Genomic DNA, 26,455 nt, shown 5'->3' on the forward strand with positions numbered 1-26,455 from the left:
ATAAGGATTGGGCAGATTGCCCAGTTGTAGGGAAGTGGAATTTGTCACCGACGTCGCTTGACGCTGATCTGGACGGATAGTGTGAGCGATCCGGTGCGCTCTACGAGGTGGCCGCGCACTGCATGAAGACGGATGGAGCGCCTTGAGGGGGAGGCGCCGCGTGGCACCGACGGAGGACACAGGCGACCGTGGACGCGCAAGGCCCTGGCGGGGCGGGTGACTTCGACCCAGCCGATCAGTGGGTGTTCGACCCGAATACGGGCAACTACGAGCTGCGGCTGAATCCCGCCGAGACATCGGCGGACGACACCACGGAGCTGCGACGGGTCTCCAGATCATCGAGCGATGACGACGCCACCGGCTCCGAGCCCAGAGGGCGCCGCCGCGCGGCCAAACGGGAGGCGGAGCAGGAGAAGGCGGCCGGCCCGGTCAGCCGCCGCAAGCCGAAGCCGAAGAAGTCGAAGACGAAGAAGGCGCTCTACTGGGGCAGCGGCACCCTGGCCTTCCTGCTGGTGGGCGGTTCGGCCGCGGCGTACTTCGTCTATCAGCACCTGAACAACAACATCAGCAAGGTGGACGTCGGCGAGAACAACGCCGCGGTCACCGACGGCCCGATGAACATCCTGCTGATCGGCACCGACCGCCGGGACGGCAAGGGGAACGAGGGCTACGGCGACGCGGGCAGCGTCGGCCACGCCGACACCACCCTGCTGTTCCACGTCTCCGCGGACCGGTCGAACGCGACGGTGCTGAGCTTCCCGCGCGACATGATCACCGACATCCCGGACTGCACCGTGAAGGAAGACGGCAAGGAGAAGACGATCCCGGGTGAGGAGGAGGTGCGGTTCAACACCAGTCTGGGGCAGGAGGGCCGCAACCCCGGCTGCACCTGGCAGACGGTGGAGAAGATCACCGGTCTGAACATCAACCACTTCATGATGGCCGACTTCAACGCGGTCAAGGAGATGTCCACGGCGGTCGGCGGGGTGGACATCTGCCTCGGCAAGGACATCAACGACCCCAAGTCGCACCTGAACCTGAAGAAGGGGCGGCACACGGTCAAGGGCGAGCAGGCCCTGGCGTTCGTCCGGACCCGGCACGCCGTCGGCTTCGGCGGCGACCTGGACCGGATCAAGCTCCAGCAGCAGTTCCTGAGCTCGCTGATGCGCAAGATGAAGGCCAGCGGGACGCTCACCAGCCCGGGGAAGATGTGGGACCTGGCCCAGACCGCCACCAAGGCGCTCACCGTGGACACCGGTATCGGCACCGTCTCCAAGCTGGCCTCGCTGGGGAAGAACCTGAGCAAGGTCGATCTCAAGAACGTCACCTTCGCGACGGTTCCGGTCGTCGACAACACCGACGGTGCGACCGTGCTGCTCGACAAGACCAAGGCCGAGCCGCTGTTCTCCATGGTCCGGCAGGACGTCTCGCTGACCGAAGTCAAGAAGAAGGAGAAGGCGGCCAAGGACGAGCAGGCGCAGCGGCTGAAGGGGCCGAAGGCCGACCCCGCCGACGTCCGGGTCAAGGTGCTCAACGGCAGCGGGCAGTTCGGCGCCGCCCAGGAGACCGTCGACTGGATGCAGAACACCGAGGGGATGCTCCGCACCAGCAACGGCGGAAACGCTCCGTCAGAGCTGAAGAAGTCGACGCTGGAGTACGCTCCCAACCAGGCCGACCAGGCGCGTCGGCTGGCCGACAGCATGGGGCTGCCCGCCTCCGCCATGAAGGAAGGCACGAAGGACGCCGAGCCGATGGCGGAGATGACCCTGACGCTGGGCGCGGACTTCAAGGGCGCCGGCACACCGATCTCCGCCCCGTCGAAGGCACCGAAGGACATTCAGAGGGTTGAGGCCGACGACAAGGACGTCTGCGCCAAGTGACCGTCGCCGGCCAGCGGATCCACCCTCGTCCATCGGGCCGGACGACCGAGAGACTGCGGGGAGGGCCCGATGCGGCAGAGCGGTGTGCGGGGGGAAAGAGGGCGGCGGGCCACCGTTCCCGAACCCCGTGAGCACGGTGAGGACGACAGCCCGCCGAAAGGGAAGGGCCCCGCGCCGCACGGCGCGGGGCGCGGGCCGGGTGGTCAGGGACGGCCGGATGGTCAGGGGCGGCCGAAGCGGAGCCGCGGGGTGCGGATCCTGCGCTGGACCGCCCTGACGCTGGCCGTGCTGGTGCTCGGCGCGGCCGGCGCCGGATATTTCTACTACGAACACCTGAACGGCAATCTGAAGAAGGAGGATCTGGACCTCGGCGACAGCAAGATCGGCAAGCCCGAGCCCAACGCCGCCGGACAGACCCCCCTCAACATCCTGCTCATCGGCTCCGACAGCCGGAACAGCGCGGAGAACGTCAAGCTGGGCGGCGCCAAGCAGGACGCGGACCGCAAGCCGCTGGGCGATGTGCAGATGCTGGTGCACGTCTCGGCCGACCGCAGCAACATGTCGGTGGTCAGCATCCCGCGCGACACCCGGGTGACCATCCCCCAGTGCACCGACCCGCACGACGGCACGGTGTATCCGAAGACCGAGGGGGCCATCAACCAGTCGCTCCAGCACGGCGGCCCGGGCTGCACGGTCGCCACCTGGAAGGAGCTCACCGGCGTCTACATCGATCACTTCATGATGATCGACTTCTCCGGGGTGGTCTCCATGGCGGACGCCATCGGCGGCGTCCCGGTGTGCGTGGACGGCAACGTCTACTCCCATGACAGCAAGGGCCATGGCTCCGGTCTGAAGCTGACCAAGGGCACCCACAACGTCAAGGGCGTCCAGGCCCTCCAGTGGCTGCGCACCCGCTACGGCTTCGAGGACAACAGCGACATCGGCCGGGCCAAGGCCCAGCACATGTATATGACGTCGATGATCCGCCAGCTGAAGTCGGGCACCAAGCTCAGCGACCCGGGCAAGCTGATGGACCTCGCGGAGGCCGCCACCGACGCGCTGACCGTCGACCACGGCCTCGGCACCGTCAAGAAGCTGTACGACCTGGGCAATGACCTCAAGCGGGTGCCGACCAAGCGCACCACCATGATCACCATGCCCTGGGAGTACGGCGGCGGCGGGGAGTACGTACTGCCCAAGCCGGGCGACGCCGAGCAGACCTTCTCGCTGCTGCGCAACGACATAAGCCTGGACGGCAAGGACAAGAAGAAGCCGGACGCCACCCCGGCGCCCACCGCGCCCAAGGAGCAGATCCCGGTGGTGGTGCAGAACGGCACCGCCAGCACCGTCCTGGGGCCGGTCTCCGGCCGGGCCGCGGTCATCACCTCCGAACTGGTGCGGCTGGGCTACGCCAGGGCCACCGCGAACACGGTGCTCATCTCGCAGGCCGACACCACCGTCCTCTACCCGGACGAGCCCCGGCAGGGCGACGCCCTGGCCGTGGCCAAGGCGCTGAAGCTGCCGAAGTCCGCGGTGAAGTCGTCGAAGTCGGTGCAGGAGGTCACCCTGGTGGTCGGCAACGACTGGCGCGAGGGCACCGCCTATCCGAAGGCGGCGGCGGACGACGGCGACAAGACGCCCAAGAGCGCGGACGCGCTCAACGGCGAGGAGAAGGGCTGTATGAAGGTCAACCCGAGCTACGCCTTCTGACGCCCCCGGCACGGCATGCGGAGGGGCCGGACCCGATGCGGGTCCGGCCCCTCCGGCGTACGTGGCGTACGAGCGCGGCGTACGTGGCGTACGGGCGCGGCTACCGCGCCATGACCGCCGGGCGGCGGCTGGCGATGACCTTCTTGGCGAGCGACCGCGGGCTGGTCAGAAAGCCCCAGCCCCACGACATGTGCATGGTCGCCAGCGCCACCGGAATCCGCAGCCGGGCCTTCACCGGCAGCCCCTTGCCCGCGGGGAGCGAGCCCGCGACGATCGCGGCCAGATAGCCGCCGGGGATCACGAAGCCCCACGGGGTGACGGCCGCGCCCACCACGATGCCCGCCGCGATGGCGACGACGGCGGTCGGCGGCGCGAGATAGCGCAGATTGATCGAGCCCTGGTGGAAGCGGGCCACGACATGGCGCCAGCGGCCGTAGTCCTTGTACTGCTTGGCCAGGGCCCGCACGCTCGGCCGCGGCCGGTAGGAGACCTTCAGCTCGGGCGAGAACCAGATCAGCCCGCCGGCCTCGCGGATCCGGAAGTTCAGCTCCCAGTCCTGGGCGCGGATGAACTCCTCATTGTACCCGCCCTGCTGCTCCAGCGCCTCGCGCCGGAAGACGCCCAGATAGACGGTCTCGGCCGGGGCCGCCTCACCGCCCGTGTGGAAGGCCGCGTTGCCCACACCGATCTTGGAGGTCATGGCGGCGGCGACGGCCTTCTCCCAGTCGTTCTCGCCCTCGGCGTGCATCAGCCCGCCGACGTTCTGCGCACCGGTCTCCTCCAGGAGCCGTACGGCGGTCGCGATGTAGTCGGGCGAGAGCATGCCGTGGCCGTCGACCCGGACCACCACCGGATGGCGGGACGCCTTGATCGCCGCGTTCAGCGCGGCGGGGGTGCGGCCCGTGGGGTTGGGGACCGTATGCACCCGGGGGTCCTCCGCCACCAGTTCGGCGGCGATCTCGTCGGTGCGGTCCGTGGACGGGCCGAGCGCGATCACCACCTCCATCTCACCGTCGTACTCCTGCTCCAGGATGTGCCGCACGGCATTGCGCAGATGGCGTTCCTCATTGAGCACCGGCATGATCACGGAGACGGCCGGGAGCTGATGCGGGGGCATGGCACCTCGGGGTTCGGGGGCCGGGCCCCAGGAGACTGGGGGCGGGGGCCCCAAAAGACTGCGGTTTCCGGGCCACGTTACCGCGAACGGGGGACACCGGAACGCGCCGCCCGGGTGGCAGCGCCCCGTACGGGCGGCGTGGGGCCATCAAGGCGATCGTCGTATGGGCCTACGGTGAGGCGGTTCCGCCCAGCCCGCCGACGTTCGCGGAGGTCCCCTTCAGTGAGTGCACCGGCCCGATCGCCGCGCCCGTCGCGCCCCCGCGCCCGCCGCCCCCGCTGGGGGCTGCGGCTGGCCACGGGCGGCGCCTGTCTGGTGCTGGCGGTCAGCGGCATCGGGCATCTGCTGGTCAGGGAGCTGGAATCCGGGATCCACCGGGTGGATGCCTTCGGCGGCCTGGACAACCGGCCGAAGAGCACCGGCGGAGGCGTCAACTTCCTCGTGGTCGGCACGGACGGACGGGAGAAGATCACGCCTCGGGAGAAGGCGCTGTACCGGCTGGGCGGAGCCCCCTGCCGCTGCACCGACACGATCATGCTGATGCATCTGTCGGGCGACCACCGCCGGGTCAGCGCGGTCAGCCTGCCCCGCGACTCCTACGCCGAGATCCCCGCGTACACCGACGCCGCCGGCAAGCGCCATCCGAGCCATCCGCGGAAGCTCAACGCCGCGTACGCCGAGGGCGGGCCGAACCTGACCGTGCGCACCGTGGAGCATCTCACCGGCGTCCACGTCGACCACTACCTCGAGGTGGACTTCACCAGCTTCATGAAGACGGTCGATGTGCTCGGCGGGGTGAAGATCTGCACCGCGCGCCCGCTCAAGGACGACCACACCGGTCTCGACCTGCCGGCCGGCACCCATGTCCTGGGCGGCGGCCAGGCGCTGCAGTACGTCCGCTCCCGGCATGTGGACGGCACCTCCGACCTGGGCCGGATCCAGCGGCAGCAGCGCTTCCTGGCCGCCGTGGTCCACCAGGCCACGGCCGGGGGCATCCTGCTCAACCCGGTGCGGTTCAACCGGGTGGCCGGGGCCCTGCTGGGCTCGGTCCGCGCCGACCACGGCTTCAGCGCTGTGGACATGGTCGCCCTGGGGCGGGCGATGAGCGGCATCACCCCCGCGTCCTCGGAGTTCGCCTCGGTCCCGGTCATCCTGCCCGGTGTGCCGGTGAAGGGGGCCGGTTCCACGCTCCGCTGGGACCGGGCCAAGGCCGAGCGGCTCTTCACCACCCTCCGCGAGGACCGGCCGCTCGTCGCCCACCGCCCGAAGCGTGCCCGGGCCACCCCGGTGGACGTGGACCCGGCCCAGGTCCGGGTCCATGTGCTCAACGGCACCAATACGACGGGGCTCGCCCGCCGCGCGGACCGCGCGCTGCACGCCACCGGCTTCGCCACCACCGGCTCCCCCGCCGACGCCGCGACGCCCGACGTCCGGCACACGGAGATCGCGTACGACCCCGTCTGGGACCGCTCGGTGCGCTCGCTGGCGGCCGCGCTGCCCGGGGCCCGGCTGAGGCCGGTGGCCGGGCAGGGCGCGGTGATGCAGGTCACGGTCGGCGCGGACTACAAGGGCGTACGGCCGGTGCGGGTCGAGGCGCCGAAGACCGACACCGCCGGGTTCGGGGCCGTCACCGGCGACGAGGTCGCCTGCCCCGAGGGCGGCGCCACCCGCTCCCTCTGACCCCGGAAGCCACGGCCGGTCACCGCTGGCCACGGCCGGTCACGGCCGGTCGGCGCCCTCAGTGGTGTCGTCGGCGCGCCCGGCGGTGTTTCGCTGGGCGCGGAGTTCCTTGATCGCCCGGCGGCGGGCCAGCCGGTGGGTCCGGCGGATCTCGGCCTCCTGGTAGCGCCGCTTGTCCCGCTCGGTCTCCGGGATGACCGGAGGCACGGGCCGGGGCTTGCCGTCGGCGTCGACGGCGGCGAAGACCAGATAGGCGCTGCCGACCTGGGTGGCGGGCGTGGACTCGTTCCACCGCTCGGCCAGCACCCGCACCCCGATCTCCATGGAGGACCGGCCGGTCCAGTTGACCTGGGCCTTCACATGGACGAGGTCGCCGACTCTGACCGGTTCGAGGAAGGCCATCTCGTCCATCGACGCGGTGACCGCGGGCCCCTCGGAGTGGCGTCCGGCGACCGCTCCGGCGGCGTCGTCCACCAGCTTCATGATCACGCCGCCGTGGACGGTACCGAGGAGATTGGTGTCACTGCCGGTCATGATGTGTGACAGCGTGGTACGAGAGGCGGAGGTGGGCTTACCCGGAAGCTCCGGTTCCGCACCCTGGGCCTGTTTGGTCATGTCGTCCACCTTATGCGGACCAGATTCTTATCAGGTCTGCAACAGCCATGCCGCGATCCTGCCCCCGGCCTGTAATGCGACCCACCCGACCAGGCACACTGCCTTGCATGAGCGAATGGCCCCAGGGATGGTCCGGCGACGGTAGCGGCCGGTACGGACGTGGTAGCGGCAGCGCCGAGCCGGAAGGGGCTCGCGCCATGCCGCAGGTGAGGCGCAACACGCCCGGAGCGGGCGGTCCGCCGCCGTATGACGAGCCCCCGCTGCCGCCCGACCTCTCGCCCCGCGGCACCGTTCCGCGGCAGCAGGCGTCCCAGGGCTATGACGACTACGACGACGGTTACAACACCGGTCAGGTCTACGGCCGCGGCAACGGCGGACCGGGCGGCGGCGACCACGGCCCCGGTGGCCCCGGCGGCCGCGGCCCGCGTCCGGTGAGGCCGAAGAACTGGAAGCGCCGGATAACCATCGGCCTGGTCACCCTGATCGTCCTGCTGCTCGCCGTCGGCATCGGCACCTACTTCTGGGCCGACTCCAAGCTCCGCCGCGAGGTCGACCTCAGCAAGGTCGAGGACCGGCCGAGCGGCGGCAAGGGCACCAACTACCTGATCGTCGGTTCGGACAGCCGCGAGGGCATGTCCGACGCGGACAAGAAGAAGCTGCACACCGGCTCGGCGGACGGTCGGCGCACCGACTCCATGATCCTTCTCCATGTCGGTGAGAACGGCAACACCATGATCAGCCTCCCGCGTGACTCCTGGGTCACCATCCCGGCCTTCACCGGCTCGACGAGCGGCAATCGGATCCCGCAGAGCCAGAACAAGCTGAACGCCTCGTACTCCTCCGAGGGCCCCGGACTGCTGGTCCGCACGATCGAGTACAACACCGGTCTGAAGATCGACCACTACGCGGAGATCGGCTTCGACGGCTTCGCCAATCTGGTGGACGGCGTCGGCGGCGTCGACATCGACATCCCTCAGGACATGAAGGACAAGAAGTCCGGCAATGACCTGAAGAAGGGCAAGCAGACGCTGAACGGCCAGCAGGCGCTCGCCTTCGTCCGGCAGCGCTACGGCCTCGCGGGCGGCGACCTGGACCGCACCAAGAACCAGCAGAAGTTCCTGTCCGCGCTGGCCAACAAGGCGGCCTCGCCGAGCACGATCATGAACCCGTTCAAGCTCTACCCGACGATGGGCGCCGGCCTGGACAACCTGGTCGTCGACAAGGACATGAGCCTGTGGGACGTGAAGGACATGTTCTTCGCGATGAAGAGCGTCTCCGGCGGCGACGGCAAGCAGATGAACATGCCGATCTCCAACCCCGGCCTGGCCACCTCCAAGGGCAGCGCGGTGCAGTGGGACATGGCGAAGGTCAAGCAGCTGATGAGCGAGCTGAAGAACGACGACAAGGTCACCGTCTCCAGCAACTGATCCGGACCGCAGAAGACCGCTGCCGGGCCCGACGGGCCCGGCAGCGGTCTTTGGTCTTTCGACGGCTACGGAAGGGAGGACTACGGAAGGTTGCGCGCCATCACGATCCGCTGGACCTGGTTCGTGCCCTCGTAAATCTGCGTGATCTTGGCGTCACGCATCATCCGCTCGAGCGGGTAGTCGCGGGTGTAGCCGTAGCCGCCGAGCAGCTGGACGGCGTCCGTGGTGATCTCCATCGCGGCGTCGGAGGCGTAGCACTTGGCCGCGGCGCCGAAGAAGGTCAGGTCCTCCTTGCCGCCGCCGAGGGCCACCCGCTCGGACCGGGCCGCCGCCGCGTACGTGAGCTGCCGGGCGGCCTCCAGCTTCATCGCCATGTCGGCGAGCATGAACTGGACGCCCTGGAAGTCACCGATCGGCTTGCCGAACTGCTTGCGCTCCTGGACGTACCCCTTGGCGTAGTCCAGCGCGCCCTGGGCGATGCCGAGGGCCTGGGCTGCGATGGTGATCCGGGTGTGGTCGAGGGTCTTCATGGCGGTGGCGAAGCCGGTGCCCTCGGCGCCGATGATCCGGTCGGCGGGGATGCGGACGTTGTCGAGGTAGACCTCGCGGGTCGGCGAGCCCTTGATGCCGAGCTTCTTCTCCGGGGCGCCGAAGGAGACGCCCGGGTCGGACTTCTCCACGACGAAGGCGGAGATGCCCTTGGAGCGCTTCTCGGGGTCGGTGACGGCCATCACCGTGTAGTACTCGGAGACCCCGGCGTTGGTGATCCAGCGCTTGACGCCGTTGAGCACGTAGAAGTCGCCGTCGCGGACCGCCTTGGTCTTCATCCCGGCCGCGTCCGAGCCCGCGTCCGGCTCGGAGAGGCAGTACGAGAACATCGCGTCGCCCTTGGCGAGCGGGGCCAGGTACTTCTTCTTCAGCTCCTCGGAGCCGGAGAGGATGACCGGCAGCGAGCCCAGCTTGTTGACCGCGGGGATCAGGGAGGAGGAGGCGCAGACCCGGGCGACCTCCTCGATGACGATCACGGTGGCCAGCGCGTCCGCGCCCGAGCCGCCGTAGGACTCGGGGACGTGCACCGCGTGGAGATCGTTCGCGACCAGGGCGTCCAGCGCCTCCTGGGGGAAGCGGGCCTCCTCGTCAACCTCGGCGGCATAAGGGGCTATCTTCGCTTCGGCGAGAGAGCGGACGGCGTCCCGGAGCATGTCGTGCTCTTCGGACGGCCGGTACAGGTCGAAGTCGTTCACCGAGGACGCCAAGCCTCTCACTCCCCATAGAGCGCTAACTACCGTTAAGTAACTGAATTCTAGGGGCGACGCCTCGGTAGGTATACGTGAGTTACCTGACAGAGTCGGCTGAGCCCGTACCGCGGTCCCGACTATGCTCAGGCACCGCATCTGCGATCGACCGTTCTGGAGCACTGCATGGCCCTCAAGATCACCGTGATCGGCACCGGCTACCTCGGCGCCACCCACGCAGCGGCCATGGCGGAGCTGGGCTTCGAGGTGCTGGGCCTCGACGTCGTGCCCGAGAAGATCGCGATGCTCACCGAGGGCCGGGTGCCGATGTACGAGCCCGGGCTCGAGGAGCTGCTGCGGCGGCACACCGCGGGGATCGAGGGGGCCAGCGGGCGGCTGCGCTTCACCACCTCCTACGAGGAGGCCGGGGAGTTCGGCGACATCCACTTCATCTGTGTGAACACCCCGCAGAAGCACGGCGAGTACGCCTGTGACATGAGCTATGTGAACTCCGCGGTGGAGTCGCTGGCCCCGCATCTGCACCGCCCCGCCCTGGTCGTGGGCAAGTCCACGGTGCCGGTCGGCAGCGCCGACCTGCTCGCGGCCCGGCTGGCCGAGCTGGCCCCGGTGGGGGCGGACGCGGAGCTCGCCTGGAACCCCGAGTTCCTGCGCGAGGGGTTCGCCGTCCAGGACACCCTGCACCCGGACCGGATCGTGGTCGGCGTCGCGGGCGACCGGGCCGAGAAGCTGCTCCGCGAGGTGTACCAGACGCCCATCGGCGAGGGCTCGCCCTTCGTGGTGACCGACTTCCCGACCGCCGAGCTGGTGAAGGTCGCGGCCAACTCCTTCCTGGCGACCAAGATCTCCTTCATCAACGCGATGGCCGAGGTCTGCGAGGCCGCGGGCGGCGATGTGGTCAAGCTCGCCGAGGCCATCGGCTACGACGAGCGCATCGGCAAGAAGTTCCTGCGGGCCGGGATCGGCTTCGGCGGCGGCTGCCTGCCGAAGGACATCCGGGCCTTCATGGCGCGCGCCGGTGAGCTCGGCGCCGACCAGGCGCTGACCTTCCTCCGCGAGGTCGACTCGATCAACATGCGGCGCCGCGGCCATATGGTCGAGCTGGCCCGCGAGGCCGTCGGCGGCGCCTTCCTGGGCAAGCGGGTCGCGGTGCTGGGCGCGACCTTCAAGCCGGACTCCGACGACGTCCGCGACTCCCCCGCCCTCAATGTGGCCGGTCAGATACAGCTTCAGGGCGCCCAGGTGACCGTCTTCGACCCCAAGGGCATGGAGAACGCCCGGGCGCTCTTCCCGACCCTCGCCTACGCGGCGACCGCGGCCGAGGCGGCGGAGGGCGCGCATGCGGTGCTGCACCTCACCGAGTGGCGCGAGTTCCGGGAGCTGGACCCGGCGAGCCTCGGCGCGGTCGTCGCCGAGCGCCGCATCCTCGACGGGCGCAACGCGCTGGACCCCGACGTCTGGCGCGACGCGGGGTGGACGTACCGGGCGCTTGGGCGCCCTATGGCGTGAGGCTGCGAGGCTCTTCGTTCGGCGGGGCGGGTGTGAGGCTCGCCGTTCGGCGGGTCTGGTGTAAGGCTCGTCGTTCGGCGGGGCGGTGTGAGGCTCGCCGTTTGACGGGGCCAGTGTGACGCTCCCCGTTTTACGGTCCGGTGTGAGGCTCGCCGTTTGACGGTCCGGTGTGAGGCTCGCCGTTTGACGGGGCCCGTTCGGTCAACCCGGGACGGGACCCGAGGAGGAGCCATGGCCATCGCCAAGCTGATCGTCACCGCCGTCGACTGCCCCGACCCCACCGCGCTCGCCCGCTTCTACCAGCAGGTGCTGGGCGGTGAGATCGAGAACGAGGGGAAGCCCTGGGTCGATCTCCACCTGCCCGACGGGGCACGACTGGCCTTCCAGGAGGCGCCCGGCTTCGTCGCGCCGAGCTGGCCGTCGGCGAAGGAGTCGCAGCAGCTGCACTTCGATCTGCGGGTGACCGATATGGCGGAGGCGCAGGAGCGGGTGCTGGCGCTGGGGGCCCGGGCGCTGGACCTCGACGACGACGGCGGCAAGCGGGACTTCCGCGTCTTCGCCGACCCGGCGGGGCACCCCTTCTGCCTGATCCATCCCTGACCCATCCGCATTACTCGGCCGCGTCCAGTTGGTCGATCGTCGCGATGGACGGGCCGCGTGTGGTCTGCGCCGCGCGGGCCGCGTCTTCCGCGCCGCGCAGCGTACGGACCGCGTTCTGCCAGGTCAGCTTGGCCAGGTCGGCCGGTGACCAGCGGCGGTCGAGGAGTTCGGCCACCAGGTTCGGATAGCCCGCGACATCGCCCAGGCCCTCCGGGGTGAAGGCGGTGCCATCGAAGTCGCCGCCGATGCCGATGTGGTCGATGCCCGCCACCTCGCGCATGTGGTCGAGGTGGTCGGCGACGGTCGACACGGTGGCCATGGGGCGCGGGTTGGCCTCCTCGAAGGCGCGCTGCACCTTCATCGCGGCGGGCGTCATCTCGAGGGGGTGCAGCCCGTGGGCGCGCATGTTCTCGTCCGCCTCCCGGGTCCAGGCGACCGCCTCGGGCAGCACGAACTTGGGCACGAAGGTGGCCATCGCCACGCCCCCGTTGGCGGGCAGCAACTCCAGCACATCGTCCGGGATGTTGCGCGGATGGTCGCAGACGGCGCGTGCGGAGGAGTGCGAGAAGACCACGGGCGCCTCGGTCACGCGGAGCGCGTCCCGCATGGTGTCCGCCGAGACATGGGAGAGGTCGACGAGCATGCCCAGGCGGTTCATCTCGCGCACCACCTCCTCGCCGAAGCGGGTGAGGCCGTGTGCCTTCGGCTCGTCGGTCGCCGAGTCGGCCCAGGGGACGTTGTCGTTGTGGGTGAGCGTCATGTAGCGCACGCCCAGGTCGTAGAGAGTGCGCAGGGTGGCCAGGGAGCAGTTGATGCTGTGGCCGCCCTCGGCGCCCATGAGGGAGGCGATCCGGCCCTCGGCCCGGGCCGCCTCCATGTCGTCGGCGGTGAACGCTGGGCGCAGGTCGGTCGCGTACCGGTCGGTGAACCGGCGGACGACGTCGATCTGTTCGAGGGTGGCGCTGACCGCCGTGTCGCCCTGGAAGTCGGAGCGGACGAACACCGACCAGAACTGGGCGCCTACGCCGCCGGCGCGGAGGCGGGGGAGGTCGGTGTGGGTGTACGCGGTGAGGTCGGCGGCCATGTCGCGCTGGTCGAGGTCGTAGCGGACCTGCTCGCGCAGGGCCCAGGGGAAGTCGTTGTGGCCGTCCACGATGGGGTGGGTGGCCAGCAGGTCGTGGGCTTGCGCGAGGTGATCGGTCATGCTTTGTAGTTTCGTATGCGGTGCGGTGGAAGTCACGTGTTGTGGGGGCGTGGGGGGGGTGGGGGCGCGTGCGGTGGGGCGCCTGCGGCGGGCTTTCCCCACCCCGCCCCTTCCCGAAACTGGGGGCTCCGCCCCCAGACCCCCGCCGGGGCTCCGCCCCGGACCCCGCTCCTCAAACTCCCCCAGCTACCGCTGGGAGGTGCCCCCCTGGAGGGGCTTAAACGCGGCTCAGTGGCCGAAGCCGAACGNTGGAGGGGCTTAAACGCGGCTCAGTGGCCGAAGCCGAACGAGCCCGCCCCGTCCACCTTCGCGCGCAGGCGCTTGCCCTTCTCCGTGGCCTGGGCGTTGAGTTCGTTCTGGAACTCGCGCATCCGGGACTGGAGTCCGGCGTCGTGCGCGGCCAGGATCCGGGCGGCGAGCAGCCCCGCGTTGCGGGCGCCGGCCACGGAGACCGTGGCCACCGGGACCCCGGCGGGCATCTGGACGATCGACAGCAGGGAGTCCATGCCGTCGAGGTACTTCAGCGGTACGGGCACCCCGATGACCGGCAGGGGGGTGACGGACGCGAGCATGCCCGGGAGGTGGGCGGCGCCGCCCGCGCCGGCGATGATCGCCTTGAGGCCGCGGTCCGCCGCGTTCTCGCCGTAGGCGACCATCTCGCGCGGCATGCGGTGTGCCGAGACGACATCCACCTCGTACGGGACCTCGAACTCGTCGAGGGCCTTGGCCGCTTCTTCCATGACGGGCCAGTCGGAGTCGGAGCCCATGACGATGCCGATCACAGGAGCGCTCATTCGGTGATGGTCCCTCGGAGGTAGTCGGCGGCGTGGCGCCCGCGCTCGCGGACATCGGCCAGGTCGTCGCCGTAGGTGTTGACGTGGCCGACCTTGCGCCCGGGCTTCACGTCCTTGCCGTACATATGGATCTTGAGCGCCGGGTCGCGCGCCATGCAGTGCAGGTACGCCGCGTACATGTCGGGGTAGTCGCCGCCGAGCACATTGGTCATCACGGTCCACTGGGCACGCGGGCGCGGGTCGCCCAGCGGGAGGTCGAGCACGGCCCGTACGTGGTTGGCGAACTGGGAGGTGACGGCGCCGTCCTGGGTCCAGTGGCCGGAGTTGTGGGGGCGCATCGCCAGCTCGTTGACCAGCAGCCGGCCGTCGCGGGTCTCGAAGAGCTCGACCGCGAGATGGCCGACCACCCCGAGTTCCGACGCGATCTTCAGCGCCATCTCCTGTGCCTGGCCGGACAGCTCCTCGGAGAGACCGGGGGCGGGGGCGATCACGGTGTCGCAGACCCCGTTGACCTGGATCGACTCCACGACGGGGTACGCGACGGCCTGGCCGTGCGGGGACCGCACGACATTGGCGGCGAGCTCGCGGGCGAAGTCGACCATCTCCTCGGCGAGGACGGGCACGCCCGCGCGGAACGGCTCGGCCGCCTCCGCCACGCCGTGGACGACCCAGACGCCCTTGCCGTCGTAGCCGCCGCGCACCGTCTTGAGGACGACCGGGAAGCCGTCGCCCTCGTCCGCGAAGCGCGCGACGTCCTCGGGGTCGGCCACGATGCGGTGGCGGGGGCACGGCACACCGGCCGTGCGCAGCCGCTCGCGCATCACACCCTTGTCCTGGGCGTGCAGCAGTGCCTCGACTCCGGGGCGGATGACCACGCCGTCCGCTTCCAGGGCGCGCAGATGCTCGGCCGGGACATGCTCGTGGTCGAAGGTGACCACATCACAGCCCTGTGCGAAAGCACGAAGGGTGTCCAGGTCGCGGTAGTCGCCGATGACGACATCGCTGACCACCTGGGCCGCCGAGTCCTGGGGGGTGTCACTGAGCAGCTTGAACCTGATGCCGAGGGGGATGCCCGCCTCATGGGTCATACGGGCGAGCTGGCCGCCGCCGACCATGCCGACTACCGGGAATGTCACCCTCCCAGGGTAACTTCCCCCTTCGACCGGCCCTGACCTGCGCCTGAGAAACCTCCAGACATTCCGCCGGGCCCAGCCTCTCGGCCTGAAGGGCGCGAGACGCGGCCGCTGGTTAGCATGGGGGGATTGATGACGCCGACGGGACGGGGCTGAACGATCACCATGAGTGAACGGAGCACACTCGGTGGGCTGCGTGCCCGGATGGGGCAACTGACCCGCGAGATCGCGAAGTTCGGGGTGGTCGGCGGTGCCGGCGTCTTCGTCAATCTCGCGGTGTTCAACCTGGTGCGCGGGGTCACCGAACTGCCCGTGGTGCGGGCCAGCATCGTGGCCACGGTGGTCGCCACCGGCTTCAACTACCTGGGATACCGGTACTTCACCTACCGGGACCGCGACAAGCAGGGCCGCACCAAGGAGCTCAGCCTCTTTCTGCTGTTCAGCGCCATCGGCCTGATCATCGAGAACGGGGTGCTCTACACCGCCACGTACGGCTTCGGGTGGGACAGCTCACTCCAGAGCAATGTGTTCAAGTTCCTCGGCATCGGCCTGGGCACCCTCTTCCGCTTCTGGTCCTACCGGACCTGGGTGTTCCGTACGCTGCCCGCGCGGGAGGCCGTCGAGCGCGCGGAGGCCTTCCTGTCCGAGGCGCCGCCCGCCCAGGCCACCCGGAAGCAGCCGGTCAGGAAGTAGCGCCCAGCGGCAGGGCAGGGCCGCTCAGGAGTCCGAGGAGTCCTCGGCCTCCCGGCTGAGGAAGAGCGCGAACACCGGCGGATGCTGCTGGAGCAGCTCCAGCCGGCCGCCGTCCGCCTCCGCCAGGTCCCGCGCCACGGCGAGCCCGAGACCCGTGGAGTTGCGTCCGCTGACCGTGCGCTCGAAGACACGCGCCCCCAGGTCCGGCGACACCCCGGGCCCCTCGTCGGAGACCTCCACCACGGCCTGGTTGCCGGTGACGCGGGTACGCAGCGCGACCGTACCGTCACCGTGCATCAGCGAGTTCTCGATCAGCGTGGCCAGCACCTGGGCGACCGCGCCCGGGGTGCCCACCGCGCGCAGCCCCTTCTTACCCGAGCGCACGATGGCGCGGCCCTCGCTGCGCGAGGCCGGGCGCCACTCCTCGATCTGCTGCTTGACGACCTCGTCCAGGTCGAAGGCGACCGCGGAGCCGCTGCGCGGATCGCGCGAATTGGTCAGCAGCCGCTGGACGACATCGGTGAGCCGCTCCACCTGGCCCAGCGCGATCGTCGCCTCCTCCTTGACCGTCTCCGGGTCGTCGGTGAGCGTGATCTCCTCCAGCCGCATCGACAGCGCGGTCAGCGGCGTACGGAGCTGGTGGGAGGCGTCGGCGGCCAGCCGCCGCTCGGCGGTGAGCATCCGGGCGATGCGCTCGGCGCTCGCGTCCAGGACGTCGGCGACCCGGTCCAGCTCCGGCACCCCGTAGCGCCGGTGGCGCGGCCTGGGGTCTCCGGAGCCCAGCCGCTCGGCGGTCTCCGCGAGATCGGTGAGCGGGGCGGAGAGCCGGTGCGCCTGGCGTACGGCGAGGGCCACCGCGGCGAGCACGGCGAGCAGCGCCACCGCGAGGATGATCAGCATGGTGCGGCCGATCTCGCGGCTCACCGTGGAGCGGGACGCCTCGACCCGGACGACCTCGCCCTGCTCCCCCGGCTCGTCGGCGGAGATGACACTGCCCGTGGGGCGCTTGCCGATCTCCACCGTGCGGTGGTCGGGCATCCTGATCACCGCGTAGCGCCCGGGCTCGATCTGCTCGCGCAGCACCCGGGGGGTGACCCCCTCGCCGCCCAGCAGCCTGCTGTCGACGATGCTGACCAGGCGCACGGCGTCGGAGCTCACGCTCTCCTGGGCGCTGTTCTCGATGGTCCGCGTCTCGACGATGACCAGCGACAGGCCGAAGACCGCGATGACGACGAGCACCACGGCCAGAGTGGAGTTGATCAAGCGACGGCGCATGGCCCTACCGTGTCAGCCCTGGTCAGCTTTTCTCGAATCTGAAGCCGACACCGCGGACGGTGGCGATATAGCGGGGGTTGGCCGCATCGTCACCGAGCTTCTTGCGCAGCCAGGAGATGTGCATGTCGAGAGTCTTGGTGGAGGACCACCAGGTGGTGTCCCACACCTCGCGCATCAGCTGGTCGCGGGTGACCACCCGCCCGGCGTCCCGCACCAGGACCCGCAGCAGATCGAACTCCTTGGCGGTCAGCTGCAGCTCCTCGTCGCCCATCCAGGCGCGGTGCGACTCGACGTCGATCCGCACCCCGTGGGTGGCCGGCTGCTGTTGCTGCGTCTCGACGGCACCGCGCCGCAGCAGCGCCCGGACCCGGGCGAGCAGCTCGGCGAGCCGGAACGGCTTGGTCACGTAGTCGTCGGCGCCGGCGTCCAGGCCGACCACCGTGTCCACCTCGTCCGCGCGGGCCGTGAGCACCAGCACCGGAAAGCCATGGCCCTCCGTACGGAGCCGACGGCAGACCTCCAGCCCGTCCATCCCGGGCAGGCCGAGGTCGAGGACGATCAGATCGACGCCCCCTTGCAGACCGGCGTCGAGCGCGGTGGGTCCGTCCTCACGCACCTCGACCTCGTACCCCTCGCGGCGCAGGGCGCGGGCGAGCGGCTCCGAGATGGATGCGTCATCCTCGGCGAGCAGTACTCGGGTCATGGGGGTGATGGTAGTCCGCTGAGGTCGGGGCACGGGGCGCGTAGGGCGTGACGGACGGAGCACGGACGGTTGCACGCCTCGCCGTGAGCTATCTCTCACCGTCCCCAAAGGTGTCAAGAACGTGTCGTATGGTGAAACAACGTCTGCAGCACTCCTCCGGGACCTTTGGTGGCGACGACGCACCCAAAGGTCTCTGTCATGTCCGGAGCGGGACGAGGTCGGCACCACAACCGGCCCGGCCACGCCCGGCCGCTCAGTCGCTCAGCCACCCCCCACAGGGCGCTGGCCCGACGGCAGCGCTCCCTGAGCACGCAAGGAAACCACCATGGCGTCCAGCCTGACGAAGGGCGCCACCGCGCAGGGGACCCCTGCCGGCGGCAAAACCTTCTTCGGCCACCCCCGCGGCCTGGCCACTCTCTTCATGATCGAGATGTGGGAGCGGTTCAGCTTCTACGGCATGCGGGCCCTCCTCGTGGTCTATCTGATCTCCGGTGGCCCCGACGCCAAGGACGGCGGGCAGGGCGGCGGACTCGGGATGACCGAGGGCAACGCGGTGGCCATCTACTCGGTGTACCTGGCCATGGTCTATCTGCTGGCCATGCCGGGCGGCTGGTTCGGCGACCGGGTCTGGGGTCCTCGCAAGACGGTGGTGATCGCGTCCGGCGTCGTCATGGCCGGGCATCTGGCGCTCTCCGTCCCCGGCCAGGCGACCTTCTTCGCCGGCCTCGGCCTGGTGGCGCTCGGCTCCGGTCTGATCAAGGCCAATATCTCGACGATGGTGGGCCAGCTCTACGACGGTCCGCAGGACCCGCGCCGGGACGGCGGCTTCACCATCTTCTACATCGGCATCAACCTCGGCGCCTTCGCCGCTCCGCTGGTGATCGGCACCGTCGGCCAGTCGTACAACTGGCACCTGGGCTTCGCGCTCGCCGCCCTCGGCATGGCGCTGGGCCTGGTCCAGTTCCTGATCGGCACCCGCCACCTGAGCGCGGAGAGCAGTGTCGTCCCGACGCCGCTGGCGGCCGAGGAGCGCCGCTCCTGGCTGCGCAAGGCGATGATCTGGCTGATCGTGGCCGCGGTCTTCTACACCGGCGTGGTGCTCAGCGGCAGCTGGACCCTCAACTGGGTGCTGATCCCGATCACCGTCCTCGGCCTGATCATCCCGACCGGGGTGCTGATCCGGATCAAGCGCGACCGGGAGCTCTCGGCGGTCGAGCAGACCAAGGTGAGCGGCTACATCTGGTTCTTCGTGGCCGCCGCCGTGTTCTGGATGATCTACGACCAGGGCGGTTCGACGATGTCGGCCTTCGCCGACTCCAAGACCGCGGACACGATCTTCGGGCTGCACTTCCCGTCCTCGTGGTTCCAGTCGGTGAACCCGCTGCTGATCATGGCGCTGGCGCCGGTCTTCGCCTGGCTGTGGCTGTGGCTGGCGCGCCGTGACCGGGAGCCGAACACCACGCTGAAGTTCGCGATGGCCCTGGTCCTGGTCGGCGCCTCGTTCTTCGTCTTCGTCGTGCCCATGGGGATGGCCGGGGACGGGACCAAGGTCAGCCCGCTGTGGCTGGTGTCGATCTACATGATCCAGACGATGGGTGAGCTGTGCCTGTCGCCGGTCGGCCTGTCGGTGACCACCAAGATGGCACCGGCGAAGTACGCCAGCCAGATGATGGGCGTGTGGTTCCTGGCCGTGACCGCGGGCGACTGCGTGACGGGCCTGCTGTCCATCGCCGGGGTCGACCTGAGCGGGGTCGGGGTGATCGCGCTGGAGGCGACGATGGCGGCGCTCGCGGGCTTCGCGGTCTTCATGTACCGGAAGAAGGTCGTGGCGTTGATGGCCGACGTCCACTGAGGTCCGAGAGGACGCCCTTAGGGCCTGTCTGGGGTTGTGATCTGAACAACCCCAGACAGGCCCTAAGAGGCTCACGAGGGGCCCGGCGCGGGGAGATCCGCGTCGGGCCCCTCGTCCTTTGAGTGGGCTTCCTTACGGCCGGTTCAGCGGGTGGTGCCGCGCAGCTTGCGCCACGGGGTGAGGGTGAAGATGGCGCCGCCGAGCAGCACGGTGGTACCGGCGATCAGGGCGAGCGCCTTCAGCCCGCCGTGGTCACTGGCACCGGTCTCGGCGAGCCCGCCGCTGGCGGCCGAACCGCCGCCGCTGCCCGAACCGCCGCCACCGGAGGTGCCGCCACCCGAGGTGCCGCCGCCGGTCGAGTCACCGCCGGTGGTGCCGCCGGGCTGGCCGGTGGTGTCCAGTTCCAGCGAGGCGCCGGGGTCCTTGGACGGGGTGCAGGTGGTGGTCGTACCGAGCGCCTTGACCGTCAGCACGCCGGGGGTGAGCGTCGACTTGCCGCTCGCACCCGGCTTGTAGGTGCCGGTGAGGTCGGGGATCTCGATCGGGTCGCCGGACTTGATGGGCCCCTTGTTGGTCGGCCCCGCCACGGCGACGGTGCCCTTGTCCGCGCCGCCGACCTTGACGGCCATCGACGGCTTGACCGAACCGGCGGGGATGTCGGCCGGGCTGTCCATCACGGACTTGCCGAACTTCACGGTCAGCTCGAAGTTCCCGCCGCTCTTGGTGGCGTTGATCCGCACCGGGGAGGTCGCGTTCTTGTCGCCGATGGGGGTCTTGCAGGCGTAGGCGACCTGAACCTCCTTACCGGTGTAGGAATCGCCTCCGCCGCCCCCGCCACCGGTGGTGCCGCTGGTCGTGCCGCCCGTGGTGCCACTTGTGGTGCCGCCGGTCGTCCCGCTCGTCGTTCCACTGGTGGTGCCGCTCGTGGTACCGCTGGTCGTCCCGCTCGTGGTGCCACTCGTCGTCCCGCTCGTCGTGCCGCTCGTCGTCCCGCTCGTCGTGCCGCTCGTCGTGCCGCCCGGACCGCTGCCGCCGTCCGTCACCTTGATGGTCGCGGCGGCCTTGACGGCCTCCTTCGCCGAGCACTTGGTGTCCGTGGACAGCGGCTTGCTGACGTTGATGTTGTAGCCGCCGGGCGTCAGCGTCACCTCTCCCGCCTTGGTGAGCTTCAGCTTCCCCTTCATGTCGGAGAGCTTCATCTCACCGCCCTTGGGGATCGCCGGGTTCTCCCGCGGCCCCTCCATGGCCAGTTCGCCGGTCTGGGCGCCGCCCACCGTGATGGTGCCGGTCGGCAGCACGGTGTCGGCCTCCAGGTCGAGGATGGGCGGGTTCTTGGAGGCGGCCTGCACCGTCTTCCACACCACCTCGACCTCGTCCCCGACCTTCGCCGTCTCCGGTGCCGTCACGGCCACGGTCGTGGTGCCCTCCACCGGGGGCAGACCGGAGATGGGGGGCGGTAAGCACTCGGTCTGGTACGAGACCTCGGCGCCCTCCGCGCTGCCCGCGCCGAGCAGCACGCCCGCACCGCCGAGCAGCAGCGCGACGGCGGCCGCACTCACTCTTGGTCGCATCTCACGTGGTTCCTTTCGGGGTCGGTCGGATCTCCTCGGTCGGTGCGGAAATCTGGTGGTGCGGCCGTGCCTCCGGCGCGGTGTCCGGGGTGAACCAGGGCAGCGCCGGCGGTGCGCCGTCCGCCGCGGCCGGTCCGGACGGCGGCGACGAGGGCGGGAGCGGGGGCAGGGGCGGTGGAGGCGCGGTCCGTGCCGTACGGGGCCGTACCTTGTCCACGACGGCCATGCCGATCCGGAAGAGCGTCGCCGAGACCACCACGCACAGCAGGACCCAGAAGAGCGTCACGCCCCAGGGCCGACCCACCGCCCACGGCTGTTCGACGAGCAGCTTGTGGCCGTAGCGCAGGGAGACCATATAGTCGCCATGGGCCCCGGCGGACAATTCGACGTCCAGCTTGACCTGTGCCTTCTTCCCCGGCTGGATCGTCCCCCGCCAGCGCTGCTCCTCCCAGGAGGGGGCGAAGACGCCGTGCGAGGTGCCCACCTCGAAGACCGGGTCGCGGGCCGGGGTCGAGCCGAGGTTGCCGACGGTGACCACGAGCTTTCGCCTGGGTGGTGCGCCGAACCAGGTCAGCAGCCCGCTGGAGCCGTCGAGCCGGGCCGAGAGCACGCTCAGCCGCTCGCCCCCGGTCTGCTCCTTCGGCAGCGGCGCGACCGGGTGCCCGGCGACCTTGAACGGCACGTCCGCGGCGGCGGCCTCGCCGGTGACGGTCGCTATATGGATGACACAGGGGCAGGGTTTGGGCGGCTCGGACACCGGCAGCTTCTTGGTGAAGGTGCCGTCCTTGCCGACGGTGACCGCCCTGCCGTCGCCGTTGGCGCAGGAGTTGGTGCCGCCGATCATGTTCTGCCCGCAGATGAGCAGGGTGAGCAGGGCACGCGGCCGCCAGCGGGCGCCGGTCACGGTGACCGTGCCGCCCGTGCCCGCCTCGGTCTTGGAGACCTTCGCGGTCGGGCCATCGGCCGCCGCGGCGCCACCCGTAAGGGGCGCACCGAGGCTGATGAGAACCAGGGCGAGCACGGTGACCACGGCGGAGGGCCGGACCGGGGTGCCTGGGTGTCGGCGTACGTTCACGTGGTCGCTCCTGCCCCTGTGCGCTGCGGTTGCGGCTGCGGTTCCGGCTGCGGCTGCGGTCGCGGTGTGCCGGGTCGGCGCCGTCGTCTGCGCAGCAGCCAGACGCCTCCCCCGGCGCCCACCAAGGCGGTGGCCACCGGTGCGAGCAGCCACCAGGGGACGGCCGTGTAGCCGGCGGTCGCCGTGGCGTGCGCGCCCCCGCCCGCGGTGACGGTGAGCGTCACGTCCACCGAGTCGAGGGCGGGCGGGTCCGGCCAGCTCTCGGTGAGCCGGACCCGTTTGCCCGGCGGCAGTTCGACCGGCAGGGTGCGGAGGCCGCGGCGCAGCACCTGGCCGAAGAGCCCGTCGGCGCGTACGGCCAGCCGTGGAGTGAGCACGGTGTTGCCGCGGTTGACGAGGGCGTAGCGGATGGCCGCCCCGCCGCCGCGCTCCTGGACCGTCACATCCTCGACGGTCAGGGCGGACAGCGTCGCGCCGCTGATCCGCAGCCGCAGCCGGACCGCGACCTCCCGGCCGCCGGAGGAGACCATGACCGCGCCGGGGCGCTCACCGGGCACCGCGTCGGAGGGCACGGTGACGGTGAAGGGGATGTCGGCGCGGGTGCGGGGCGGCACCGTCACCCGCCGTTCGGCGAGCGCGATCCGGGCGCCGTCGCCGCCGCGCAGCCGGACGGTGCGGGGGTGCTCGCTCCGGTTGGTGACCGAGAGCTTGTCCTCGAGGACGGCGCCGGGCCCGCCTTCGAGGTAGATGTACGGCCGGTCGCCGGCGCCCGGTGCGCCGCCGCCCCCGGCGGCGGGGGCCGCCGACCAGTCGGGCCCGGCGGCGGCCGCCGTGGAGGCCCACGACACGGGGCTCACCAGGGGGGCGGCCAGCAGGGTCACGGCACAGGCGCGGACGGCCGCGCGGGCGACCGGGCTCACGGTTGCCCGCACGACTGGGCGGACGGCCGCACGGACGGCCGGGCCCACGGCTGCCCGGACAGCCGGGCGGACGACTGCCCGCACGGCCCGGCGTACGGCTGCCCGCACGGCCGGGCGGATGGCGGCATGGATCGCTGCACGGATACGCGACGGCATCGGCGGCTCCTCGGCTGCCGCGCGTGTCAGGGAGTGGGACGCTGACGGCGCGTCAGCCAGAGCGCCCCGGCCACTCCGGCGAGCAGCACCGTGCCGCCGAGGGTGCCGAGCGCGACGGCGGAGTCCGTCGGTCCGGTCTGCGGCAGCTGGTCGTTGCCGGAGCCGCCCTGCGCACCGCCGTAGCCGCCCGTACTGCTGCCACCCGTACCGCCCGTACCGCCGGTGGTGCCGGAGTCTCCGCCGCCGCCCGCGGCCTTGACGTCCAGCGTCAGCGAGGGCTTGGGGTTGTTGCCGGGGGTGCAGGTCGTGGTCGTGCCCAGCGCCTTGATGGTGAGCGTGGAGGCGGTGAAGGTGACCTTTCCGCTCTTCTTGGGGGTGTAGGTGCCCGACAGGTCACTGATCTTGATCGGGGTGTTGGCGGGGATGGCCTTGTCGTTGGTGGGGCCCGACACCGACAGCGTGCCGCTCTCCGCTCCGCCCAGTTTGATGAGCGCGCTGGGGTGCATGGCGCCCTTGCCGAGCTCGACGGGGCTGGAGGAGACGCCCTTCTGGAAGGACATCGTGAGCTTGTAGGAGCCGCCGCTCGCGACGCTCTTGATGTCGATGGGCGATACGGCGCTCTTGTCGCCGATCGGCGTCTTGCACTGGTAGTCGACGTCCACGGTGTCGGCGTGCGCGGCCGGGGCGGTCAGGAGTACCACGGAGCCGGCCAGGGCCGCCGCGAGCGTAAAGGCGCCGCCACGGCCGGCCGGACGGCGTTGGTTGTGGGACACCACGAGTTCCCCTCTCGTCAAGCGCCGCAGCCGTGATGTAACTGACGGCACATCAGATTGGGCGCTGACGGTACGCCGGGGACCTTGTCAAGGGAAGACAAAGAGCACGCCGGATCGGCGTGTGACGGGGGAAGGGGTGCGCGAGAGCGGGATCGTGGGGCCGGAGCCGTGCTCTTCAGCCCGGTGCGGCGAGTTCGGCCCAGACCGTCTTGCCGGTGCCCTCCACGTTCCGCACGACCCCCCAGTCCAGGCACAGCCGCTGGACGATGAACATGCCGTGGCCGCCGGGCCGTCCGGCGCGGTGCGGGGTGCGCGGCGCGGGCGTACCGGTGCCGAGGTCCACGACCTCGAGCCGGAGCACTTTGGCGTTGCAGCTGACGCGCAGTTCCTCGGGGCCGTCGGCGTGCAGACAGGCGTTGGTGACCAGTTCGGAGACGACGAGCAGCACATCCTCGGCGGCGGCCCGGTGGTCGGCGGTCGCGGCCGGAAGCCACCCCCAGTCGCGCAGCGCCTCGCGTGTGAAATCGCGGGCGCGCGGCACGGCGCCGCTGGCACCGATCAGATGGAGCCTGCGGATCTGACGGATGGGGCCGGCGGTCGGGGGGGCCGGTGGGGAGGCCGAAGCGGCGGGGCCGTCCGGGTCCGGGCCGCGGTCGCCCGGCGGGTACGGCCGGGTGGTGCTCATCAGCGCTTCACCTCACCGATTCACCGATTCAGGGACAAGGGATACCTGATCTCTTCAACAGTTTCAGCCTGTCTCCTGCCCGGCCAAAGCGTGAGAACACCCACTACTTCCGCCCCACCGATGTGACGCGGGCAACGCACCGATGACCCATCGATGACACGCCGGAAACAGGAGTGATCTACGTCACTCGACAAGGGCGGCGTCAAGCGACTCATGCACGGTAAACACGGCGTCCGCACCCGTGATCTCGAACACCCGGGCAACGATCGGCAACATTCCGGCCAGGTGGACGCCGCCGCCTTCGGCCTCGGCCTTGAGCCGCGCGCCGAGGAGGACATTGAGCCCGGTGGAGTCGCAGAACTCCAGCTTCGAGCAGTCCACCACCAGCCGGACACGTCCCCCCTCCACGCACTTCTCGAGCGGCTCACGCAGCACCTCGGCGGTGTGGTGGTCCAGCTCACCCACCGGTGTGACGACCGCACTCGCCCCGTGGTGCCGAACCTCGACCTGGAGCCGGCCCTTGCTGGCGCTGCCGACCATCCCGCGGTCCATCTGCGCACCTCTTCTGGCGTCTCGTTGCTTTCGATTGCGCGCATCGAACCCTACGCCTTCTACCCGCCGCTCCGGTAGCCGAACATTTCGCATAGTTCGGCAAATATGGACAACGTGGACTTGCCACTTGGTGGCCGATGCAGGTAGGCCTAGAGGGTCACATCCACTTACGGCCCGGCTTTGGAGGCGCCGCTCACCGGAGCAGCACGTTATGGCACCGGCAGCCATATGCCGAAGAACGATGGAGGAGACTATGTCACCCCGCCTCGACGACACGCGTACCGAACCCACGGGGAGTACTCGGACCACCGTTTCGTCGGCCCCCCTGCCCGAGCAGTTCACCCCCGACGTTGACGCCCCGGCGACCGTTGGCCACCTCTTCGACGAACTGCCGGAATTGTCCGATCTGCCGGAAATCCCGCCGTATGACACGGTAGCACCGGTGGACGCGAGGGCTCTGTCGAAGACCCTTTTCGAACGTCTCGAGGTGCTGGAGGAAGGCACCCACGAGTACGCCTATGTGCGTAACACCCTGGTCGAGCTCAACTTGGCGCTGGTCAAGTTCGCCGCCTCCCGGTTCCGCTCCCGCAGCGAGCCGATGGAGGACATCGTCCAGGTCGGCACCATCGGCCTGATCAAGGCGATCGACCGCTTCGAGCCGGGCCGGGGCGTGGAGTTCCCGACCTTCGCGATGCCGACGATCGTCGGTGAGATCAAGCGCTTCTTCCGCGACACCAGTTGGTCGGTGCGCGTGCCGCGGCGGCTGCAGGAGCTCCGTCTCGACCTGGCCAAGGCCGGCGACGAGCTGGCCCAGCGGCTCGACCGCGCCCCCACCGTCGGCGAGTTGGCCCAGCGGCTGGACATCAGCCCGGCCGAGGTCGTCGAGGGCATGGCCGCGAGCAACGCGTACACCGCGAGCTCGCTGGACGCCCAGCCGGAGGAGGACGACTCCGAGGGCGCGCTGGCGGACCGGATCGGATACGAGGACCACGGGCTCGAAGGCATCGAGTACGTCGAGTCCTTGAAGCCGCTGATCGCCGATCTGCCCGCCCGCGACCGGAAGATCCTCTCCCTGCGCTTCGTGGCCAATATGACGCAGTCGGAGATCGGTGAGGAACTGGGCATCTCCCAGATGCATGTCTCGCGGCTGCTGTCGCGCACCCTCCGTCGGCTCCGCAAGGGTCTGATGATCGAGGAGTGACGCCTCCGCAGACGGATAAGGGCCCGCCCCCGGATCACCGGGACGGGCCCTTATTCGTGTCTGTGTCGTGCGCTTGT

At 70.2% G+C, this 26,455-nt stretch carries 23 protein-coding genes; 9 read left to right on the top strand and 14 right to left on the bottom strand.

What is annotated here, in order from left to right; genetic code table 11:
- The first annotated feature begins 188 nt into the window (after positions 1-188).
- Complete coding sequence (locus IEJ02_RS36030; RefSeq protein ID WP_191068653.1) at positions 189-1,880, top strand: LCP family protein; 1,692 nt, start codon at positions 189-191, stop codon at positions 1,878-1,880.
- A 69-nt stretch (positions 1,881-1,949) separates the two neighbouring features.
- Positions 1,950-3,590 (top strand): LCP family protein, encoded by a 1,641-nt coding sequence (locus IEJ02_RS36035; RefSeq protein ID WP_191068654.1) that lies wholly within the window; start codon positions 1,950-1,952, stop codon positions 3,588-3,590.
- Between the two features lie 100 nt (positions 3,591-3,690).
- Here the strand turns inward: IEJ02_RS36035 and IEJ02_RS36040 are convergent, their stop codons facing one another.
- Positions 3,691-4,707 carry a glycosyltransferase family 2 protein gene (locus tag IEJ02_RS36040; protein ID WP_137978251.1) on the bottom strand — a complete coding sequence of 339 codons (1,017 nt, stop codon included), beginning with the start codon at positions 4,705-4,707 and terminating at the stop codon, positions 3,691-3,693.
- Positions 4,708-4,929: 222 nt separating this feature from the next.
- Between IEJ02_RS36040 and IEJ02_RS36045 the strand changes: the two genes are divergently transcribed.
- Positions 4,930-6,387, top strand: a complete 1,458-nt coding sequence (locus tag IEJ02_RS36045) for an LCP family protein (RefSeq protein ID WP_191068655.1) — start codon at positions 4,930-4,932, stop codon at positions 6,385-6,387.
- Positions 6,388-6,426: 39 nt separating this feature from the next.
- Here the strand turns inward: IEJ02_RS36045 and IEJ02_RS36050 are convergent, their stop codons facing one another.
- Complete coding sequence (locus IEJ02_RS36050; RefSeq protein ID WP_191068656.1) at positions 6,427-7,002, bottom strand: acyl-CoA thioesterase; 576 nt, start codon at positions 7,000-7,002, stop codon at positions 6,427-6,429.
- Positions 7,003-7,109: 107 nt separating this feature from the next.
- Here IEJ02_RS36050 and IEJ02_RS36055 point away from each other — a divergent pair, with 107 nt between their 5' ends.
- Positions 7,110-8,429, top strand: a complete 1,320-nt coding sequence (locus IEJ02_RS36055) for an LCP family protein (protein WP_191068657.1) — start codon at positions 7,110-7,112, stop codon at positions 8,427-8,429.
- Between the two features lie 80 nt (positions 8,430-8,509).
- Here IEJ02_RS36055 and IEJ02_RS36060 read toward each other — a convergent pair whose 3' ends face one another.
- Positions 8,510-9,685: an acyl-CoA dehydrogenase family protein gene (locus IEJ02_RS36060; RefSeq protein WP_137978258.1), complete on the bottom strand. Its 1,176-nt coding sequence runs from the start codon at positions 9,683-9,685 to the stop codon at positions 8,510-8,512.
- 165 nt (positions 9,686-9,850) lie between these two features.
- Here IEJ02_RS36060 and IEJ02_RS36065 point away from each other — a divergent pair, with 165 nt between their 5' ends.
- Both IEJ02_RS36065 and IEJ02_RS36070 read left to right on the top strand, forming a co-directional pair.
- Complete coding sequence (locus IEJ02_RS36065; RefSeq protein ID WP_191068658.1) at positions 9,851-11,191, top strand: UDP-glucose dehydrogenase family protein; 1,341 nt, start codon at positions 9,851-9,853, stop codon at positions 11,189-11,191.
- 231 nt (positions 11,192-11,422) lie between these two features.
- Positions 11,423-11,791 carry a VOC family protein gene (locus IEJ02_RS36070; RefSeq protein WP_191068659.1) on the top strand — a complete coding sequence of 123 codons (369 nt, stop codon included), beginning with the start codon at positions 11,423-11,425 and terminating at the stop codon, positions 11,789-11,791.
- Positions 11,792-11,801: 10 nt separating this feature from the next.
- Here IEJ02_RS36070 and IEJ02_RS36075 read toward each other — a convergent pair whose 3' ends face one another.
- The 3 genes from IEJ02_RS36075 to IEJ02_RS36085 form a co-directional block, all read right to left on the bottom strand.
- The gene (locus IEJ02_RS36075) at positions 11,802-12,995 is read right to left on the bottom strand and encodes a dipeptidase (protein ID WP_191068660.1); all 1,194 of its coding nucleotides are present in this window, start codon (positions 12,993-12,995) and stop codon (positions 11,802-11,804) included.
- 269 nt (positions 12,996-13,264) lie between these two features.
- Complete coding sequence (gene purE / locus IEJ02_RS36080; RefSeq protein WP_137978262.1) at positions 13,265-13,789, bottom strand: 5-(carboxyamino)imidazole ribonucleotide mutase; 525 nt, start codon at positions 13,787-13,789, stop codon at positions 13,265-13,267.
- The gene (locus IEJ02_RS36085) at positions 13,786-14,904 is read right to left on the bottom strand and encodes a 5-(carboxyamino)imidazole ribonucleotide synthase (RefSeq protein WP_370467178.1); all 1,119 of its coding nucleotides are present in this window, start codon (positions 14,902-14,904) and stop codon (positions 13,786-13,788) included. The genes purE and IEJ02_RS36085 overlap by 4 nt, the downstream gene beginning before the upstream one ends.
- 183 nt (positions 14,905-15,087) lie before the next feature.
- On the opposite strand from IEJ02_RS36085, the gene IEJ02_RS36090 reads away from it, so the two are divergent.
- Positions 15,088-15,615: a GtrA family protein gene (locus IEJ02_RS36090; RefSeq protein WP_164434490.1), complete on the top strand. Its 528-nt coding sequence runs from the start codon at positions 15,088-15,090 to the stop codon at positions 15,613-15,615.
- 24 nt (positions 15,616-15,639) lie between these two features.
- Here the strand turns inward: IEJ02_RS36090 and IEJ02_RS36095 are convergent, their stop codons facing one another.
- Both IEJ02_RS36095 and IEJ02_RS36100 read right to left on the bottom strand, forming a co-directional pair.
- Positions 15,640-16,890 carry a sensor histidine kinase gene (locus IEJ02_RS36095; protein ID WP_191068662.1) on the bottom strand — a complete coding sequence of 417 codons (1,251 nt, stop codon included), beginning with the start codon at positions 16,888-16,890 and terminating at the stop codon, positions 15,640-15,642.
- Between the two features lie 22 nt (positions 16,891-16,912).
- Complete coding sequence (locus IEJ02_RS36100; protein WP_020870789.1) at positions 16,913-17,593, bottom strand: response regulator transcription factor; 681 nt, start codon at positions 17,591-17,593, stop codon at positions 16,913-16,915.
- A 325-nt stretch (positions 17,594-17,918) separates the two neighbouring features.
- Between IEJ02_RS36100 and IEJ02_RS36105 the strand changes: the two genes are divergently transcribed.
- A complete protein-coding gene (locus tag IEJ02_RS36105) occupies positions 17,919-19,445 on the top strand; it encodes a peptide MFS transporter (protein ID WP_191068663.1) in 1,527 nt (508 codons plus the stop codon).
- Between the two features lie 143 nt (positions 19,446-19,588).
- Here IEJ02_RS36105 and IEJ02_RS36110 read toward each other — a convergent pair whose 3' ends face one another.
- From IEJ02_RS36110 to IEJ02_RS36135, 6 genes are all read right to left on the bottom strand, one after another.
- The gene (locus IEJ02_RS36110; RefSeq protein WP_191068664.1) at positions 19,589-21,016 is read right to left on the bottom strand and encodes a hypothetical protein; all 1,428 of its coding nucleotides are present in this window, start codon (positions 21,014-21,016) and stop codon (positions 19,589-19,591) included.
- 1 nt (position 21,017) lies between these two features.
- A complete protein-coding gene (locus tag IEJ02_RS36115; protein ID WP_191068665.1) occupies positions 21,018-22,091 on the bottom strand; it encodes a hypothetical protein in 1,074 nt (357 codons plus the stop codon).
- Complete coding sequence (locus IEJ02_RS36120; RefSeq protein WP_191068666.1) at positions 22,088-23,167, bottom strand: COG1470 family protein; 1,080 nt, start codon at positions 23,165-23,167, stop codon at positions 22,088-22,090. The genes IEJ02_RS36115 and IEJ02_RS36120 overlap by 4 nt, the downstream gene beginning before the upstream one ends.
- Before the next feature lie 26 nt (positions 23,168-23,193).
- A complete protein-coding gene (locus IEJ02_RS36125) occupies positions 23,194-23,943 on the bottom strand; it encodes an LPXTG cell wall anchor domain-containing protein (RefSeq protein WP_191068667.1) in 750 nt (249 codons plus the stop codon).
- Positions 23,944-24,115: 172 nt separating this feature from the next.
- Positions 24,116-24,625, bottom strand: a complete 510-nt coding sequence (locus tag IEJ02_RS36130; protein WP_191068668.1) for an ATP-binding protein — start codon at positions 24,623-24,625, stop codon at positions 24,116-24,118.
- A gap of 183 nt (positions 24,626-24,808) precedes the next feature.
- On the bottom strand, positions 24,809-25,177 hold the full coding sequence (locus tag IEJ02_RS36135; protein WP_137978272.1) for an STAS domain-containing protein: 369 nt from the start codon (positions 25,175-25,177) through the stop codon (positions 24,809-24,811).
- Positions 25,178-25,430: 253 nt separating this feature from the next.
- Here IEJ02_RS36135 and IEJ02_RS36140 point away from each other — a divergent pair, with 253 nt between their 5' ends.
- A complete protein-coding gene (locus tag IEJ02_RS36140; RefSeq protein WP_137978273.1) occupies positions 25,431-26,378 on the top strand; it encodes an RNA polymerase sigma factor SigF in 948 nt (315 codons plus the stop codon).
- Positions 26,379-26,455 lie beyond the last annotated feature (77 nt).

The organism is Streptomyces sp. 5-10, from assembly GCF_014712245.1.
Classification (GTDB): Bacteria; Actinomycetota; Actinomycetes; order Streptomycetales; family Streptomycetaceae; genus Streptomyces; species Streptomyces violaceusniger.